This window comes from Klebsiella sp. JB_Kp031, from assembly GCF_040064295.1.
Lineage (GTDB): Bacteria > Pseudomonadota > Gammaproteobacteria > Enterobacterales > Enterobacteriaceae > Klebsiella > Klebsiella quasipneumoniae.
On record NZ_JBEAJW010000040.1, the window covers coordinates 178,381 to 194,950 of the forward strand.

16 protein-coding genes and 1 riboswitch are annotated in these 16,570 nt (G+C 59.1%); of the genes, 5 read left to right on the top strand and 11 right to left on the bottom strand.

What is annotated here, in order from left to right:
* The first annotated feature begins 2 nt into the window (after window positions 1-2).
* The gene (gene rsmJ, locus ABLV64_RS20595) at window positions 3-755 is read left to right on the top strand and encodes a 16S rRNA (guanine(1516)-N(2))-methyltransferase RsmJ (protein WP_004204942.1); all 753 of its coding nucleotides are present in this window, start codon (window positions 3-5) and stop codon (window positions 753-755) included.
* A 145-nt stretch (window positions 756-900) separates the two neighbouring features.
* Here rsmJ and dtpB read toward each other — a convergent pair whose 3' ends face one another.
* Together dtpB and uspA are read right to left on the bottom strand one after the other, a co-directional pair.
* Window positions 901-2,373 carry a dipeptide/tripeptide permease DtpB gene (gene dtpB, locus ABLV64_RS20600; RefSeq protein WP_126065331.1) on the bottom strand — a complete coding sequence of 491 codons (1,473 nt, stop codon included), beginning with the start codon at window positions 2,371-2,373 and terminating at the stop codon, window positions 901-903.
* Window positions 2,374-2,628: 255 nt separating this feature from the next.
* Entirely contained in the window at window positions 2,629-3,066 is a 438-nt protein-coding gene (uspA, locus tag ABLV64_RS20605; RefSeq protein WP_004145166.1) for a universal stress protein UspA, read from the bottom strand.
* A 382-nt stretch (window positions 3,067-3,448) separates the two neighbouring features.
* Between uspA and uspB the strand changes: the two genes are divergently transcribed.
* Window positions 3,449-3,784: a universal stress protein UspB gene (gene uspB, locus ABLV64_RS20610; RefSeq protein WP_002921203.1), complete on the top strand. Its 336-nt coding sequence runs from the start codon at window positions 3,449-3,451 to the stop codon at window positions 3,782-3,784.
* A gap of 58 nt (window positions 3,785-3,842) precedes the next feature.
* Here uspB and pitA read toward each other — a convergent pair whose 3' ends face one another.
* A complete protein-coding gene (gene pitA / locus ABLV64_RS20615) occupies window positions 3,843-5,339 on the bottom strand; it encodes an inorganic phosphate transporter PitA (protein ID WP_004204940.1) in 1,497 nt (498 codons plus the stop codon).
* 229 nt (window positions 5,340-5,568) lie between these two features.
* Here pitA and ABLV64_RS20620 point away from each other — a divergent pair, with 229 nt between their 5' ends.
* Window positions 5,569-6,762 carry an NAD(P)/FAD-dependent oxidoreductase gene (locus ABLV64_RS20620; protein WP_004204939.1) on the top strand — a complete coding sequence of 398 codons (1,194 nt, stop codon included), beginning with the start codon at window positions 5,569-5,571 and terminating at the stop codon, window positions 6,760-6,762.
* A 39-nt stretch (window positions 6,763-6,801) separates the two neighbouring features.
* On the opposite strand, the gene ABLV64_RS20625 is transcribed toward ABLV64_RS20620, so the two are convergent.
* The 8 genes from ABLV64_RS20625 to ABLV64_RS20660 all read right to left on the bottom strand — a co-directional run bounded on the left by ABLV64_RS20625 (window position 6,802) and on the right by ABLV64_RS20660 (window position 14,430).
* Window positions 6,802-7,815 carry a magnesium transporter gene (locus ABLV64_RS20625; RefSeq protein WP_264976564.1) on the bottom strand — a complete coding sequence of 338 codons (1,014 nt, stop codon included), beginning with the start codon at window positions 7,813-7,815 and terminating at the stop codon, window positions 6,802-6,804.
* Window positions 7,816-7,871: 56 nt separating this feature from the next.
* A riboswitch (M-box (ykoK) riboswitch) is annotated at window positions 7,872-8,053 on the bottom strand.
* 98 nt (window positions 8,054-8,151) lie between these two features.
* Window positions 8,152-8,550 carry a nickel-responsive transcriptional regulator NikR gene (gene nikR / locus ABLV64_RS20630; protein WP_004202063.1) on the bottom strand — a complete coding sequence of 133 codons (399 nt, stop codon included), beginning with the start codon at window positions 8,548-8,550 and terminating at the stop codon, window positions 8,152-8,154.
* On the bottom strand, window positions 8,538-9,329 hold the full coding sequence (nikE, locus tag ABLV64_RS20635) for a nickel import ATP-binding protein NikE (protein ID WP_049004430.1): 792 nt from the start codon (window positions 9,327-9,329) through the stop codon (window positions 8,538-8,540). The genes nikR and nikE overlap by 13 nt, the downstream gene beginning before the upstream one ends.
* Entirely contained in the window at window positions 9,326-10,090 is a 765-nt protein-coding gene (gene nikD, locus ABLV64_RS20640; protein ID WP_004202067.1) for a nickel import ATP-binding protein NikD, read from the bottom strand. Before nikD ends, nikE begins: the two co-directional genes overlap by 4 nt.
* Window positions 10,090-10,923: a nickel ABC transporter permease subunit NikC gene (gene nikC, locus ABLV64_RS20645; RefSeq protein ID WP_004202068.1), complete on the bottom strand. Its 834-nt coding sequence runs from the start codon at window positions 10,921-10,923 to the stop codon at window positions 10,090-10,092. Before nikC ends, nikD begins: the two co-directional genes overlap by 1 nt.
* Entirely contained in the window at window positions 10,920-11,864 is a 945-nt protein-coding gene (gene nikB / locus ABLV64_RS20650; protein WP_017899990.1) for a nickel ABC transporter permease subunit NikB, read from the bottom strand. Before nikB ends, nikC begins: the two co-directional genes overlap by 4 nt.
* Window positions 11,864-13,432 carry a nickel ABC transporter substrate-binding protein gene (nikA, locus tag ABLV64_RS20655; protein ID WP_080841266.1) on the bottom strand — a complete coding sequence of 523 codons (1,569 nt, stop codon included), beginning with the start codon at window positions 13,430-13,432 and terminating at the stop codon, window positions 11,864-11,866. Before nikA ends, nikB begins: the two co-directional genes overlap by 1 nt.
* Window positions 13,433-13,569: 137 nt before the next feature.
* A complete protein-coding gene (locus tag ABLV64_RS20660; RefSeq protein ID WP_004202072.1) occupies window positions 13,570-14,430 on the bottom strand; it encodes a LysR family transcriptional regulator in 861 nt (286 codons plus the stop codon).
* Window positions 14,431-14,527: 97 nt separating this feature from the next.
* On the opposite strand from ABLV64_RS20660, the gene ABLV64_RS20665 reads away from it, so the two are divergent.
* Together ABLV64_RS20665 and arnB are read left to right on the top strand one after the other, a co-directional pair.
* A complete protein-coding gene (locus tag ABLV64_RS20665; RefSeq protein WP_012540376.1) occupies window positions 14,528-15,034 on the top strand; it encodes a phenolic acid decarboxylase in 507 nt (168 codons plus the stop codon).
* A gap of 396 nt (window positions 15,035-15,430) precedes the next feature.
* A complete protein-coding gene (arnB, locus tag ABLV64_RS20670) occupies window positions 15,431-16,570 on the top strand; it encodes a UDP-4-amino-4-deoxy-L-arabinose aminotransferase (RefSeq protein WP_004202075.1) in 1,140 nt (379 codons plus the stop codon).

Sequence of the window (16,570 nt, forward strand, 5' to 3'; positions counted from 1 at the left end):
ACGTGAAGATCTGCTTAATTGATGAAACGGGCGCCGGAGACGGCGCCTTATCTGTTTTAGCCGCCCGCTGGGGGCTGGAGCAGGATGACGATAACCTGATGGCGCTGGTGTTGACCGCTGAGCATCTGGAGCTGCGTAAGCGCGATGAGCCTAAGCTTGGCGGTATCTTCGTCGATTTCGTCGGCGGGGCGATGGCCCACCGGCGCAAGTTTGGCGGCGGCCGCGGTGAAGCGGTAGCCAAAGCGGTGGGGATTAAAGGCGATTATCTGCCGGATGTGGTTGACGCCACCGCCGGCCTGGGGCGCGATGCCTTCGTGCTGGCGTCGGTCGGCTGCCGCGTGCGGATGCTGGAGCGTAATCCGGTGGTCGCCGCGCTGCTCGACGATGGTCTGGCCCGCGGCTATGCCGATGCGGAAATCGGCGGCTGGCTGCAGGAGCGGCTGCAGCTGATCCACGCCTCCAGCCTGACGGCGCTGACCGATATCACCCCGCGTCCGCAGGTGGTCTACCTCGACCCGATGTTCCCGCATAAGCAGAAAAGCGCGCTGGTGAAGAAAGAGATGCGCGTTTTTCAGTCGCTGGTGGGGCCTGATTTAGACGCCGATGGCCTGCTGGCCCCGGCGCGCCAGCTGGCGACCAAACGGGTGGTGGTAAAGCGCCCGGATTACGCGCCGCCGCTGGCGGAAGTCGCCACGCCGAACGCGGTGGTGACCAAAGGGCATCGGTTTGATATTTACGCCGGCACGCCGGAGTAATATTACCCCGTGGTGGTATCTCCCGGATAGCGGCGCAACGCGCCTTATCCGGGCTACCTCATTGTAGCCCGGCTCAGCGTAGCGCAAGCCGGGAACCGTAATATTTAAACAAACGGCGCCAGTGCGGGTCGGCCATCTTAAACGGTTACTCGGCGCTGGCCGGGGTATTAATCATCCGGTTCAGCCAAGGCACCATTAGCGCCATCACCACCGTGACCCCCAGGGTCACCAGGCCAATTTTACTGAACACGCTGGTGTAAACCGGCAGCGTCTGCAGCGGGTCGGTGATATTTTCCGGCACCGCGGTGAAGGTCGCCACATAGCCGCCGAGCAGGAACGCGGCGGCCTGGGTCAGGAACCACATCCCCAGAATAAAGCCCATCAGATGCTGCGGCACCAGCGCGGCGACCATCGCCAGCCCCAGGGCGCTGATCAGCAGCTCGCCCAGGCTCTGGAACAGATAAACCAGCACAATAAACCACGGCGAGGTTAATCCCTGGGCGTCGGCGAACCACATCCCGGCGGCCGCGGCGGTCAGGAAGCCCAGCGCGCAGAGGAACATCCCGAGGGTAAATTTCACCGGCATGGTCAGGTCTTTACCCTTATGACCGAGATGGGTGTAAATCGCCGCCAGCACCGGGCTGGCCACCACCACCCAGAAGGGGTTCAGCGCCTGGAAGCTGACCGGGTTGATGGTAAAACCCAGGATCTGATGATGGACGTTGTTGATGGCGAAGAAGTTCAGCGAGGTCGGCATCTGGGCGTAGAGAATGTAAAACAGCACCGCCTCGATCATCAGGATAAAGGCGACGAACATTTTGTTGCGCCCGGTTTTATCAAGGCGAAACGCCTCGCGGAAAAAGAACGCAATGACCACGACCGACAGGACAATCAGCACCAGGTTGGCGATCATCACGTTATGCATCAGCCAGGCGCAGAGAAAAATCATTACCACCGTACCGGCCAGCACCAGCGCCAGATTGCGCAGGCTGAGGGGGCGGTGATCGGGCTCGGAGCCAATATCTTTTACCATCCCGCGGCAGGCGAAGTAGACCAGCAGCGCGATAATCAGCCCCGCGCCGCACAGGTTATAGGTCACCGCGTAGCCAAACTTTTCCGCGATCACCGGCGCCAGCGACAGCGACAGCAGCGAACCGATGTTTATCGACATATAAAACAGGGTGAACGCCCCGTCGAGACGGGCATCCTTCGGCGGATAGCATTTTGACAGCAGGCTCGCCGGGTTGGCTTTAAACAAACCGTTGCCGACGGCGATGGTGCCGAGGGCGATAAAGATCAGCTGCGGTTTCAGCAGCGACATCCCGGTCATAAAGTAGCCGATAGCCAGCACAACCGCGCCGAGCACCAGGGTACGTTTGGTCCCCAGAAGATGGTCGCCCACGTAGCCGCCGATCGAGATCAGCCCGTAAACCAGCGCCGCGAAGGCGCCGAAGGTGATAAAGGCCTGTTGCTGAGAGAAGCCCAACTGTTTAACAAAGAAGACCGCCAGGATCCCCTGAACGCCGTAATAGCCAAAACGTTCCCAGAGCTCCACAAAGAAGATCATGAAGAACGGACGAGGTTGCTGCAGCAAACCCGTAGGTGCAGTTGTATTCATATTCCTTCGCCTTGTATTACTTTCCCAAAAAGTATGAACGCGTATGCCAGAACGCGCCGAAAATGTCTGATAACTCGCCATGCTGCGGTTATTGGCTTAATGAGTAGATTATTATATAGATGTTTTAGTGAATAACTGGCTGATCACACTAATGGAATGGCTTTTTTATGGATTTAAGCTCTGTTGTCTGGCGGGGCAGAAGCGAAAATAAAAACGCCCGCAGCGGCGGGCGTCTGGCATGACACAACGGGAGGGTTATTCGTCTTCTTCGTCGCGCAGCGGGACGATCAGCATGTCGACATGGACGGTGTTGATCAGCTGACGGGCAGAGGACATCAACTTGCTCCAGAAGTCCTGATGATGGCCGCAGACCACCAGGTCCATATCGTATTTTTTAATCGCATCGACCAGCACCTGACCGAGGTCGCCGCTGCCGCTCAGGGTCTCGGTGATCGGGTAGCCGGCGTTGGTTGAGAGCTCGGTCAGCGCGTGATGGGTCTCTTCGGAGATGCGTTTTTGCATATCGCCGAGGTTCACGTCAATCAGCCCGGTGTAGAGGTCGGAGTAATTGACATCCACGTGGATCAGAGAGACTTTCGCGTTATAAGGGCGGGCCATAGAAACGGCTTTTTCAACCAGTACTTTACTCTCCGGGGACAGGTCTACTGCAATCAGAATATGTTTGTAAGCCATAGTGTTACTCCTTCCATAAGTTTGTCGATGACCATTGGACCTGACAGCTGGCGCTGCCGTTTCGCCCGCGTCCTGCGTGCTACATTCGCGGGAGGGTAGCCTTTAAGGACTTCATTGTAGAAGATATTTCTTACCTTATAGCGCCCCCCGCACTCCGTCAATGCACTGGGTTCACCTAAAAGCTAAACAAATTTATCCGTCTTACGTATTGATAACGAATAACCTTGTGGTAAAAAAATTAATGGATCTCCTACACTATTTAATGAGCCGGTCGGAAAAATAAATGTGATCGGAATCGCACTCTTTACGGTATTGTCGTCGGTTATTTGGGGAGCGGTAGCCGCGGAGGATTTCTCCGTGGGCGGGTCGCCGGGGAGGAGGTATGATCAGCACTATTGCGCTGTTTTGGGCCCTGTGTGTCGTTTGTGTGGTGAATATGGCACGCTACTTCTCATCGTTGCGTGCATTATTGGTTGTGCTACGTGGTTGCGATCCCTTGCTCTATCAGTACGTCGATGGCGGCGGCTTTTTTACCTCGCACGGGCAGCCCAGCAAACAGATGCGGCTGGTCTGGTATATCTATGCCCAGCGCTACCGTGACCATCATGACGATGAATTTATTCGTCGCTGCGAACGTGTTCGTCGCCAGTTTATTCTGACCAGCGCCCTGTGCGGCCTGGTGGTGGTGAGCCTGATTGCGCTGATGATCTGGCACTAACGATATTTTCAGAATAAAAAACGGGCCAGCAAGCTGGCCCGTTTTGAACGAATAACGCTTAAATCAGCTTCAGGGAGAGCCAGTAAAGGACGCCTGAAAGGATAATCGCTGCCGGCAGGGTCAGTACCCAGGCCATCAGAATGCTGGTTACCGTCTTTTTCTGCAGACCACCGCCATCCACCAGCATCGTCCCCGCTACCGAGGAGGAGAGCACGTGGGTGGTGGAAACTGGCATCCCGGTGTAGCTCGCCAGACCGATTGAGACCGCTGCGGTCATCTGCGCCGACATCCCCTGGGCGTAGGTCATACCCTTCTTACCGATCTTCTCACCGATGGTGGTCGCCACGCGGCGCCAGCCGATCATGGTACCAATACCCAGCGCCAGCGCGACCGCCATGATAATCCAGATTGGCGCGTACTCGATGGTGCTCAGCATATCGGTTTTCAGTTTCTTCAGCAGACGCTGGTCGTCAGCGCTCACGTCCGGCAGTTTCGCCACTTTGTCGGTAGTGTCTGAGATGCAGAGCATGATGCGACGCAGCTGGCCGCGCTGTTCCGGTTTTAGCGACTCGTAGTTCTCAACGCCGGTCAGCATGGTCTTCACGCGGTCAAGGGCGTTGATGGTGTTCGCCGGATGGCAATGAAACTCGCCGTTGGCCGCGGTATTGGTGTCCGGAGAGGGAACCAGCTGGTCAACGCCGGTGGCTTTCTTCAGCAGGTCAGGGCGCTGCTGGAAGAAAGTTTCCACATTGTTGACCGCATCGCGGGTACGGGTGATTTCGTAACCGGAGGCGTTCATATTCACCACGAAGCCCGCCGGGGCGACGCCGATCAGGACCAGCATCACCAGACCAATGCCTTTCTGTCCATCGTTAGCGCCGTGAGAGAACGACACGCCGATAGCGGACAGGATCAGGGCGATACGGGTCCAGAACGGCGGCTTTTTCTTGCCGTCTTTCTTTTCACGCTCCGCCGGAGTCAGGTGGATACGCGCCCGTTTTTTGGTGCCGCTCCAGTAGCGGCGCAGCAGGAAAATCAGGCCGCCCGCAATCACCAGACCAACGATAGGCGAGATGATAAGCGAACCAAAAATGCCGATGACTTTCGGGATATTCAACGCATCAACCACGGAGGTGCCTGTCATCAGCGCATTGGTTAAACCAATACCGATGATGGCGCCAATCAGGGTATGAGAACTGGATGCCGGAAGACCGAAGTACCAGGTCCCGAGGTTCCAGATGATCGCCGCCAGCAGCATAGAGAACACCATGGCGAGGCCATGCGCGGAACCCATGTTAAGCAGCAGATCGGTCGGCAGCATATGCACGATGGCATAGGCTACGCTGAGACCGCCCAGCAGAACGCCGAAGAAGTTGAAGAGCGCCGCCATCGCCACAGCGAGCTGTGAGCGCATAGCGCGAGTGTAGATAACCGTAGCCACCGCGTTTGCGGTATCATGGAAACCGTTAATCGCTTCGTAAAACAGTACAAAAGCTAAAGCAAGCAATAATAATAGTCCGGTATGTAAATCCAGACCGGCAAATAAATGTAGCATAGGACGTTACGCCATTTTGAGGACATGAACGCGGCGCATTATCAGTGACTTTAGCGGCGCGGGCAAAGTGAAATATAGACTTTTTTTGATTTTCTTCCTGTTTAGGTTTTACCCTGTTGGGAGTAATCCTATATCTTTCAATGATGTATCTAGTGCGGGATTTTTCCCGCTGGTGTGACCAGAGTGAAATATTTACAAAACCCGACAATTGGGGAACGAGGAATGCGGTGTGGAAAGGTTTGATGCCATTGTCGTTGGCGCCGGAGCGGCGGGAATGTTTTGCGCAGCGCAGGCGGGGCAGCTCGGCTGTCGCGTCCTGCTGCTCGACAACGGCAAAAAGCCGGGGCGAAAAATTCTGATGTCCGGCGGCGGCCGCTGCAACTTTACCAATATGTATGTCGAGCCGGCGGCCTATTTGAGCCAAAACCCGCATTTTTGCAAATCTGCCCTGGCGCGCTACACCCAGTGGGACTTTATCGAGCTGGTCGGCAAATATGGCATCGCCTGGCATGAGAAAACCCTCGGTCAGCTGTTTTGCGATGATTCGGCGGAACAGATCGTCACTCTGTTGCTGGCGGAATGCGAAAAGGGCGGCGTGCAGATCCGCCTGCGCAGCGAAATTCTCAGCGTGGAGCGCGACGAGCAAGGCTATCGGCTTCAGGTGAACGGCGAAACGCTGGCGACCAAAAAGCTGGTGATCGCCTCCGGCGGCTTGTCGATGCCGGGCCTCGGCGCCTCGCCGTTTGGCTATAAAATCGCCGAACAGTTCGGCCTGAAGGTGCTGCCGACCCGTGCGGGTCTGGTGCCGTTTACCCTGCACAAGCCGCTGCTTGAGCAGCTCCAGGTTCTCTCCGGCGTCTCGGTGCCGTCGACCATCACCGCCGAGAACGGCACCCTGTTCCGCGAAAATCTGCTGTTCACCCATCGCGGCCTTTCCGGACCGGCGGTGCTGCAAATTTCCAGCTACTGGCAGCCCGGTGAGTTCGTCACCGTGAATCTGCTGCCGGACTGCAATCTTGAGGAATTCCTTAACGAGCAGCGCGGCGCGCATCCCAACCAGAGCCTGAAAAACACCCTCGCGATGCAGTTGCCGAAGCGGCTGGTGGAGTGTCTGCAGCAGCTGGGGCAAATTCCTGATGTCACGCTGAAGCAGCTGAACGTTCGCGATCAGCAAGCGCTGGTGGAGACGCTGACCGCCTGGCGCGTGCAGCCGAACGGTACCGAAGGCTACCGGACGGCGGAAGTGACCCTCGGCGGCGTGGACACCAATGAGCTCTCGTCGCGTACCATGGAGGCGCGTAAGGCGCCGGGCCTCTACTTTATCGGCGAAGTGATGGACGTCACCGGCTGGCTCGGCGGGTATAACTTCCAGTGGGCGTGGTCAAGCGCCTGGGCCTGCGCGCAGGCGCTGGTGGAAGGGTAATCTAAGCGTCCGGGCGCCCTGGCGCCCGGACGTATATGATCAGTTCAACCCAAGAAAATACTGAGCGATTTTGAAATAGATAATCAGTCCGGTGCCATCGATCAGCGTGGCGATAAACGGCGCGGAAACCACCGCCGGGTCGATGCCGATCCGTTTAAGCACCATCGGAATGACCGACGAGACAACTGCGCTCCACAGAGTAATGCATACCAGCGTCAGGCTGACGATCAGCGTGATTTCCATGCCGATGCCCATCATCCAGGCGCGCAGGCAGCCCGCCAGCCCCAGCGTTAAGGCAATCAGAAACGAGGTCGACACCTCTTTGCGGATCACCCGCCCCATATCGCGCAGCCGTACTTCTCCCAGCGCCATCGAGCGCACCAGCGTCGAAGTGATCTGCGTTCCGCTGTTGCCGCCGGTGCCGATGAGCAACGGAATAAAGAAGGCCAGCGCAATGGCCGATTCCAGGGCTTCTTCGAAATGCTGCAGCACGCTGCTGGTGTAGGCTTCGGCCACGAACAGCAGCAGCAGCCACACCGAGCGTTTCTTCCACAGCGTCCAGGGGCTGATCTCGAGGTACGGTTTTTCCAGCGGCAGCGTCGCCCCCTGCAGCTGAGCGTCCTCGGTGACGTCATCCTCCAGCAGATGGGCGATCTCCTTTTCCATCAGGCAGCCGACCAGCTCGCCTTTATCGACGACGGGAACCAGCTCGAGGCCGCGCTCGTTGAGCTCGGCAATGACCTGCGGGCGTTCATCGTCAGGTTTGACGCGGAACAGGCAGTTGTCCATCAGGTAGCGGATAGACTGCCCGACATCCCCTTCCTGCAGTAGCTTTTTGACCGACAGGCTGCCGCGCAGCTTTTTACCGGCGACAACAAACACCTGGCCGGGAATATCATCGCTGGTGAGCTGCGAGATAAAGTGCTCCCGCGCCTCATGGACGCTGAGATGTTCCTGTAGCGTAATAAAGTCGGTACGCATGTACTGGGCGATGGCATCGCCGTTGAAGCCAGAGGTCGCCTGATGGGCGGCGCAGAGTTGAATGGAAGACATGATTAAAATCCCTATAAAAAATCACTCATAGGGGCGAACAAGACAGGGTTAGCGCAGGCAGATCCCTACGTCCTGGTTTTAGCACTGCATAACGTATCTGAACGGTCATGACCGCCAGAAGTTACCTTGGCAACACCTTGATTCGATGGAAGCCTGTATTTCCCTGAGTGGTCTCTCTCGATACCAACAGGGCGGTAACTTGTATTTATGCAGGAGCCTCGCCATAACGAGATCGTTAAATGAAGCGCCATTATTGGCGAAGCGGGATAATTCACAAAGCGTATAATTTATGTGGTTTATCAACTGTTGATAAACCACCTAAGAATTTTCAAATAGTTAATCATCCGCTAAACACTGCAAATGCCCATGGCGCACGCCGCGCTGGGCAATCACGTCGTCGGCAAAATGCTGTATCTCGACCATGTCTCCCTTCAGCACCGCAATCTCCAGGCAGTCGTCATGACTGATATGCACATGCAGCGTGGCGACGGAGAGATCGTGATGATGATGCTGGGTGGCCACCAGCCGGCTCGCCAGTTCGCGTTTTTCATGCTCGTACACATATGACAGGACGGCATAACCGCGCCGCGGCTCCGACGGTGCGGGATCCTGGTTGAGGGCGTCTCGCAGAATATCGCGTACCGCCTCCGAACGATTGTGGTAGCCGCGGCGGGCGCTGAGCGCATCGAGAGCGGCCAGCAGGTCATCATCAAGAGTCAGGGTTACGCGCTGCATGGCATGGCCTCGTTAAGCAGAGTGGCAGGAAAAGGTGGCAGCACCGCCTGCTGGAGCGCCTGTCCGGCAGGGGAGCGCAGGCGCAGCGGTAGACTGACCGTTGCGGTTTCGACGATGCGTCCGTGCTCCATCACCAGCACCCGCTGGCAAAAGCGCTCCACCAGCCGCAGGTCGTGAGTGATGAACAGGCAGGCGGTGCCAAACTGGGCCTGCAGGCGTTTCAGCAGGGCGATAATCTCCGCCTGCAGCAGCAGATCGAGATTCGAGACCGCTTCATCCAGAATCAACAGCTGCGGCCGTACCGCCAGGGCGCGAGCCAGGCAGACGCGCTGCAGCTGTCCGCCGCTGAGCTGCGTCGGGCGTTTATCGAGCAGCATCGTGGAAAGGTCGACCGCCTGCAGCATCTCTTCCACCTGGCGCGCGCGTTCCTCGCGCGACAAGCGCAACAGATGGCGCAGCGGCTCGCTGACGATCTCGCGCACCGTTTTGCGCGGATTCACCGCGCTGAAGGCGTCCTGAAACACCAGCTGAATATCGCGGCGGAAGGCGCCGACGGCCTCGCCTTTCAGGGCGGTCAGCGGTGTGCCGCGCCAGACAATATCGCCGTGCTGCGGCGTTTCCAGGCCCACCAGCATCCGCGCCAGGGTGCTCTTGCCGCAGCCGCTGCGCCCGAGCAGGGCCACCGTTTCGCCGGGGGCGATGGCGAGTTGGATCTCGTGCAGGACCCTGCCGTGGTGCGGGTAATTGTGGCTCACCCCGGTGACGCTGAGTAAATTCATGCTGTTTTCTCCAGTCCGTACAGCGCCAGATGCGCCGCCAACAGGCGTTGGCTCAGCGGGTGCTGTGGGGCGCTGAACAGCGTATTTACATCGCACTGTTCAACGAGGCGACCGTTCTCCATGACCGCTACGTAATCCGCCAGCCGCGCCACAACGCCCATGTCATGGGTCACCAGCAGCAGCCCCAGACCGCGGCTGGCGACGATATCCGCCAGCAGATTGAGGATCCGCGCCTGGGCGATGGCATCGAGGTCGGTGGTCGGTTCGTCGGCGATGATAAAGGGCGCGCGGCTGAGCAGGGCGAGGGCGACCATCATCCGTTGCAGCATGCCGCCGCTCATCTCAAAGGGGTAGCGTTTCAGCAGCGCCCGCGGATTATCCAGACCCACCTCTTCCATTGCCGCCAGCAGGGCGGCGTCACTTGCTTCGCGGCCCGCCGCCCGGCAGGTTTCCCGGGCGTGGGCGGCCATGGTATGCAGCGGATTAAAGGCGCTGCGTGGGTTCTGCATGATAGTGGCGATAGTCGCGCCGCGCAGCTGTTCGCCGTGCACCGGCATGCCGTCAAGCAACACCCGGCCGGCGGTCTGGTTGACGCCGGGCGGCAGCAGGCCCAGCGCGGCGGCGCAGGTGAGCGATTTCCCGCTGCCGCTGCTGCCGAGCAGCGCCAGTACCTGGCCGCGGCGCAGGGTAAGCGAGACGTCGCTGACCAGCGGGCGGTCGGCGGCAAGGGCGATCTGTTGCAGTTGGATCTTCTGCGGCATCAGTGGCTATGCTCCGCGATCAGGTGAGGATCGAGGCGATCGCGCAGCGCGTCGCCCAGCAGGTTAAAAGCCATCACGCTGATGAACAGCGCCAGCCCCGGCCAGACCATCTGCAGCGGCTGGGTCCAGATATACTGCCGGGCGTCGTTGATCATCACCCCCCATTCCGCCGTCGGCGCGCTGACGCCGAGGCCAAGGAACGACATGCCGGCCACGTGAAGCATCATATGACCGATATCCAGCGAGGCGAGCACCAGCAGCGAAGGGATCACCGCCCCTGCCAGATGGTCGCTGAACAGCCGCCACTGGCTGGCGCCGCTCAGGCGGGCGGCGAGGATAAATTCGCGCTGGCGCAGGGAGACCACCAGATTACGCACCATTCTGGCGTACCAGGCCCAGTGCGACAGTGCAATGGCGAGGATCACGTTGGTCAGCCCGGTACCCAACACCCCCACCATAAAGAACGACAGGATCGAGGTCGGAAAGGTCATAAACAGTTCGGCGAGGCGCATCAGGCCGCGGTCGGCGCGGCCGCCCAGCAGCCCGGCGCTGCCGCCAACCGCCAGACCGATCAGCAGCACCAGCAGCAGGCAGGCCATTACCGCCCCCAGCGAGACGCGGGTGGCGGCCAGCAGGCGCGAGAAAATATCCCGTCCAAGATGATCGGTTCCCAGCCAGTGTGCTCCCCCTGGCGGCAGCAGCCGCTGCTGCAGGTTAATCGCCGCCGGATCCCAGGGCAGCCACCAGCCACTGCCGAGGGCGATGACCGCCAGCAGCGCGATAACCAGCAGGGCCAGTTTCACCGGCCAGCGGAAGTTTCGCAGCCATCTCATACGCTCACCTCCTCATGGCGGCGCAGGCGCGGGTCGAGCGCCGCGTTAAGCACATCCACCGCCAGGTTAGCCAGTACGAACACCGTGACCATCATCAGGGTAAAGCACTGAATCACTGGATAATCGCGATTGAAGATCGCGGAAACCGCGTAGCGGCCAACCCCCGGCCAGGCAAAGATATTTTCGATAATCATCGTGCCGCCGATCAGCTCGCCAATGTGCATGCCCATGGCGGTCACCACCGGCAGGGTGGCGTTGCGCAGGATATGCCGCCGCTCCACCTGGCGCGCGCTCAACCCGCGCAGCCGCGCCCATACCACGTGACGCTGGCCGGAGACCTCCAGCATGCTGGCGCGCAGCAGCCGGGCGTTAATCGCCAGCGACATAAAGGCGATGGAGACGGCGGGCAATATCAGGTGCTGCCAGTCGCCGTATCCCATCGCCGGGAGCCACTGCAGATGCACGGAAAAGAGCATCACCAGCAGAAAGGCTAGCCAGAAGTTCGGCATCGACACGCCGAGGAAGGCAATCAGCCGTACAGCAAAATCCGGCAGGCGATCGCGATGGCGCGCCGCCCAGATCCCCAGCGGCAGCGAGGTGACGAGGATCAGCGCCAGCGCCGCGCCGGTGAGCAGCAGGGTGGCCGGCAGGAAGTGCAGCAGGTCGTCCAGCACCGGCCGCCGGGTGGCATAGGAGAGGCCGAAGTCCAGGTGCAGCGCCCGCCACAGCCAGTGCAGATACTGCATCGCCAGCGGCTGGTTGAGCCCCAGCAGTTCGCGGGTCGAGGCGACCATCTCTTCCGTGGGCGGCAAGTTCGACAGGCGCAGATAATCCAGCGCCGGGTCGCCGGTGCCGAGCCGCAGCAGCAGAAAGATGATGGCGGAGGCGGCGAGCAACAGCGGGATCAGCAGCAGCAGGCGGCGTAAAATATAGCGTAGCATTATGGTGTTACCGGTTTAATCTGGTCGAACGGGATCTCGGTGGTCACCGGCGCGAACGGGATCTCGCCGACCTCCTGGCGCGCAACTGACATCAGCGAGACATAGCTGATGGGTAGGTACACCGCGTCCTGATGCAGACGGGTCAGCACATCGTGGTACAGCCGTTTCCGCTGCGCCTCGTCGCTGGTGGTCAGCACCTCGCTAATCTCTTTATCAATCAGCGCTTTGTCGGGCAGGCCGCGCTGGGCCTGATAATCGGCATGCGAGGGCACGCGCATCGAGCTTAAAAAGGCATGCGGATCGTAGGGGGCGCCCCAGGTGCGATTGAAGATCATGCCGAACCGGCCTTCGCGCTGGCGCGCATAGATGCTGCTTTCCTCCTCGCCCACCAGGGTGACGCGGACGCCGACCTCCCGCAGATTGGCCTGAATAATTTCGGCCATCGATTTAGCCAGCGCGTCGGTGCCGATAAACGCCAGCTCAATCGCCAGCGGTTGCCCGGCTTTTTGTCGCCAGGGCTGGCCTTCCGGCTGCTGCCAGCCGGCCTGCGCCAGCAGGGCGCGGGCTTTTGCCGGATCGTAACGGCGTGGCGTCAGATCCTGCGGGGCGTAGGGGACCGAGGGCGCAAACAGGGTGTCGGCAACCTGCTGGGTGCCGTAGAGCACGCTATCGACGAGGGTCTGCTTGTCGACGGCGTAGTTGAGCGCCTCGCGAACCGCCTGCTCGCGGGTCGGGCCCTGGCTGGCGTTCAGCGCTAGCATCACCGTCTCCGTCGGGGCGGAGAGTCGAGCCACGTAGCCGGGGTGATGACGAAAGCGTTCGAAGGTATCCAGCGGTAGCAGCCCTTCGTCGCCGTAGAGCATGTCAATTTCCCCGGTTTCGAACGCCACCGCGCGGCTGGTGGCGTCAGGGATCACTTTGATGGTGATTTGCTGCAGCGCGGGTTTATTACCCCAGTACTGTTCGTTGCGTACCAGCACGTCGCGCTGATTGAGCTGCGAGCTCGCCAGTCGCCACGGCCCGGTGCCGATCGGGGCTTTGATGCCGTTGGCGGTGCCGCCATCGATAAACTGCGAGGGGGCGATAAAGCGGAATGGGCGGGGCAGGGCCAGCTCTTGTAGCAAGGGGGCGTAGGCGCTTTTCAGGGTGATCTGCAGCTCGCTGGCGCTGAGCGCCCGCACGTCGGTTATCTGATTGGCGAGCTCAAGCCAGGCGTGGCGTTGACGGTTGGCGAGCACCGCCTGGAAATTCGCCGCTGCGGCCTGGGCGTTAAAGGGTTCGCCGTTGGAGAAGGTCACATCCTCGCGCAGGGTGAACCACCAGGTTTTACCATCGTCGGAGTGACGCCAGCGGGTCGCCAGCCAGGGCTGCACGCTGCCGTCAGCCTGATACTTCACCAGCGGCTCATAGACCATGCTTTGGGCAAACATCTGGTTGGGGGTATAAAGATGCGGATTCAGCGGGCCGACGTTCACCGGCCAGGCGGTGGTGAGCGAGTGCTGCGCGGCCTGAGCCAGCAGAGGGACGCAGGCGATCAGCGCCAGCAGAGTGAGGCGGAAAATAGACAAGACGGCAATCTCAACGACAGGAAAGTATGACGATTTTAGTGATTCATCATACTTTCGGAGTAACCTGGATCAATATTGCGCCGAAAAGTATAAGTAATCCGTATGATTATGCGCAGGGGCAGGCGCCGCTTTACCCCTCAGGGCGCCCGGAACAACCCCAGCAGCGTGGCCACCTGTTCGTCGATCGGCACCAGATCCCGCTTGACGATCAGATGCAGCGGCGTCGCGCGGCGCGCGCCATGGCTGAGGGGCAGCCGCTTCAGCACGCCCTGATCGAGATGGGAACGAATGCGCTCTTCCGGCAGCCAGCCGAAGCCGACCTGATACATCACCGCATCAATGGCGGCGTCAATGGTGGAGAAAGTCCAGGCGTCACGCGTCGCCTGGCCATCGCCGGTCTGGTCGGCAATGCGCACCAGCGGCCATGGCGCCAGCGCGCTATCCTCCAGCGGACCGTCGAGGGCGGCGAGAGGATGGTCGCGGTGGGCGACGGCGATAAAATCAATATTCATCAGCCACTCTCCGCGGCCGGTAATATCCTGGCGGCGGGTCAGAACCATGACATCGGCTTCCGTTCGCGCCGCACCCTCGTCATCCATATTTTCCAGCACTTCGGTGAGTCTGACCTGCGTCTGCGGATAACGCTGCTGAAACTGGCGCAAAATGGCGAACAACCGCTGGCGCGGGAAAATGCTGTCGACCACCAGATCCAGACGGGTGCGCGCCCCGTTGCGCAGAGTGGCGGCATGCGTCTCAACGTAGGCGAAGGCCTGTAGCAGCGGTTTGACCTGATTCAGCAGCAGTTCGCCGGCCGGGGTCAGCACCGCCCGCCGCCCGGACGGCGCCAGCAGCGCTACCCCTAAACGCTCCTGCAGCAGCGCGAGGTTATAGCTCACCGAAGACTGGCTGCGATTGGTCTCCTCCGCCGCTCTGGCAAAGCTCCCCAATTCCACTACCTTTTCGAGTAACGCCCACTGCTCCAGGGTTGTCTTGTGCATAATCAATCTAAAATTTGGATGTATTTAATCCAAACATAGCGTTATTCATTCAATTTTTAAAGACGTATGCTGTCCTCAACAACACAGAGGAGAATAAATGATGAGCACTTTCGACAAACATGACCTCAGCGGCTTTATCGGTAAACATCTGGTCTACACCTACGACAACGGCTGGAACTACGAAATTTACGTCAAAAACGGCCACACCCTCGACTACCGTATTCACAGCGGCATCGTCGGCAATCGCTGGGTGAAAGATCAGGAAGCGTACATCGTGCGGGTGGGGGAAAGTATCTACAAAATCTCATGGACCGAACCGACCGGTACCGACGTCAGCCTGATCGTCAACCTGGGCGATAAACTGTTCCACGGCACCATTTTCTTCCCGCGCTGGATCATGAATAACCCGGAAAAAACCGTCTGCTTCCAGAACGATCACATTCCTCTGATGAATTCGTACCGCGATGCCGGCCCGGCCTACCCGACGGAAGTGATTGACGAGTTTGCTACTATCACCTTCATTCGCGACTGTGGCGCGGATAATGACGAGGTTATTAATTGCCCGGCAAGTGAATTGCCAGCTGATTTTCCTGCAAATTTGTAATTAAGCAGAAATAACTTTGTGATCTGCGCTAACTTTTTGTCATCAAGCGTGACAAAGACAGCGTCATTAATTGTTATCTGGTTTAACCCCCGTTTACTTTCCGCGATAGCGTTCCTGTTTGCTTTTCCAGACAGGAACGCTTTTTTGTCAAAATTCTGCCATAAATAAAACCTATCATTCTGTTTCTTAATGATTTATTTGGCTATGCTGAGAAAAGATTAATTTCTTAATATTATCCTAAGCAAGGTCGACTACATTAATAGTGGTCGAAATACCCTGAAATGGAATGCCGCGCTGAACTCACTTCATTTTAATTTCGTTTAAGTCCGCAGGCGCAGGATATTTTATTCTAACGACCCAGGTTTGTGCGTGGGTCATCTACAGAACAGGATGATGATGAGCGATTTTTTGCCTTTTTCGCGCCCGTCGATGGGCGACGCAGAGCTGGCAGCCCTGCGTGAAGTTTTAACGTCGGGCTGGATCACCACCGGACCGAAGAATCAGGCACTTGAAGCGGCATTTTGCCAGTTGACCGGCAACCGCCACGCGATTGCCGTCAGTTCAGCGACCGGCGGGATGCATGTGACCCTGATGGCGCTGGGTATTGGCCCTGGCGATGAAGTCATTACGCCGTCCCAGACCTGGGTCTCCACTCTCAATATGATCTGCCTGCTGGGCGCCACGCCGGTAATGATCGATGTCGATAACGACAATCTGATGATCACCCCTGAGGCGGTGGCAGCGGCGATCACCTCGCGTACCAAAGCGATTATTCCTGTGCACTACGCGGGGGCGCCAGCCGATATCGACGCCATTCGCGCGGTGGGCGAGCGCCATGGCATTCCGGTGATCGAAGACGCCGCCCATGCGGCGGGGACCCACTATAAGGGCCGCCACGTAGGCTGGCAGGGGACCGCGATTTTCTCGTTCCACGCGATCAAAAACATGACCTGCGCTGAAGGCGGCCTGATTGTCACCGACGACGACGAGCTGGCCTCCCGTATCCGCAGCCTGAAATTCCATGGCCTTGGCGTGGACGCCTATGACCGCCAGACCCATGGCCGCGCGCCGCAGGCGGAGGTGATCGCTCCGGGCTTTAAATACAATCTTGCCGACATCAACGCCGCGCTGGCGCTGGTCCAGCTGGAAAAACTGCCTCACGCCAACCAGCGGCGGGCGGAAATTGCCCAGCGCTATCTGCGCGAACTGGCGGACACGCCGTTTACGCCCCTGACCGTCCCGGCCTGGGATCACCAGCACGCCTGGCATCTGTTTATCATCCGCGTCGATGAGGCTGCCTGCGGCATCAGCCGCGACGCGTTGATGGAAAAGCTAAAGGCGATGGGTATCGGCACCGGTCTGCACTTCCGTGCGGCCCATACGCAAAAATATTACCGCGAGCGCTTCCCGGAGGTTTCCCTGCCGAATACCGAATGGAACAGCGCCCGCATCTGTTCTCTCCCGTTGTTCCCGGACATGACCGATGACGATGTCACTCGCGTCATTTCCGCACTGCGCCAGCTGTCAGGACGTTGA

What these genes read in the sequence shown, in the direction of transcription:
- nikC (WP_004202068.1), bottom strand. Translation starts at nt 10,923, where the DNA reads ATGAGATGGCTGCGAAACTTCCGCTGGCCGGTGAAACTGGCCCTGCTG.
- pitA (WP_004204940.1), bottom strand. Translation starts at nt 5,339, where the DNA reads ATGCTACATTTATTTGCCGGTCTGGATTTACATACCGGACTATTATTA.
- nikD (WP_004202067.1), bottom strand. Translation starts at nt 10,090, where the DNA reads ATGCCGCAGAAGATCCAACTGCAACAGATCGCCCTTGCCGCCGACCGC.
- nikE (WP_049004430.1), bottom strand. Translation starts at nt 9,329, where the DNA reads ATGAATTTACTCAGCGTCACCGGGGTGAGCCACAATTACCCGCACCAC.
- nikB (WP_017899990.1), bottom strand. Translation starts at nt 11,864, where the DNA reads ATGCTACGCTATATTTTACGCCGCCTGCTGCTGCTGATCCCGCTGTTG.
- ABLV64_RS20625 (WP_264976564.1), bottom strand. Translation starts at nt 7,815, where the DNA reads ATGTCTTCCATTCAACTCTGCGCCGCCCATCAGGCGACCTCTGGCTTC.
- uspA (WP_004145166.1), bottom strand. Translation starts at nt 3,066, where the DNA reads ATGGCTTACAAACATATTCTGATTGCAGTAGACCTGTCCCCGGAGAGT.
- ABLV64_RS20665 (WP_012540376.1), top strand. Translation starts at nt 14,528, where the DNA reads ATGATGAGCACTTTCGACAAACATGACCTCAGCGGCTTTATCGGTAAA.
- uspB (WP_002921203.1), top strand. Translation starts at nt 3,449, where the DNA reads ATGATCAGCACTATTGCGCTGTTTTGGGCCCTGTGTGTCGTTTGTGTG.
- nikR (WP_004202063.1), bottom strand. Translation starts at nt 8,550, where the DNA reads ATGCAGCGCGTAACCCTGACTCTTGATGATGACCTGCTGGCCGCTCTC.
- dtpB (WP_126065331.1), bottom strand. Translation starts at nt 2,373, where the DNA reads ATGAATACAACTGCACCTACGGGTTTGCTGCAGCAACCTCGTCCGTTC.
- arnB (WP_004202075.1), top strand. Translation starts at nt 15,431, where the DNA reads ATGAGCGATTTTTTGCCTTTTTCGCGCCCGTCGATGGGCGACGCAGAG.
- ABLV64_RS20660 (WP_004202072.1), bottom strand. Translation starts at nt 14,430, where the DNA reads ATGCACAAGACAACCCTGGAGCAGTGGGCGTTACTCGAAAAGGTAGTG.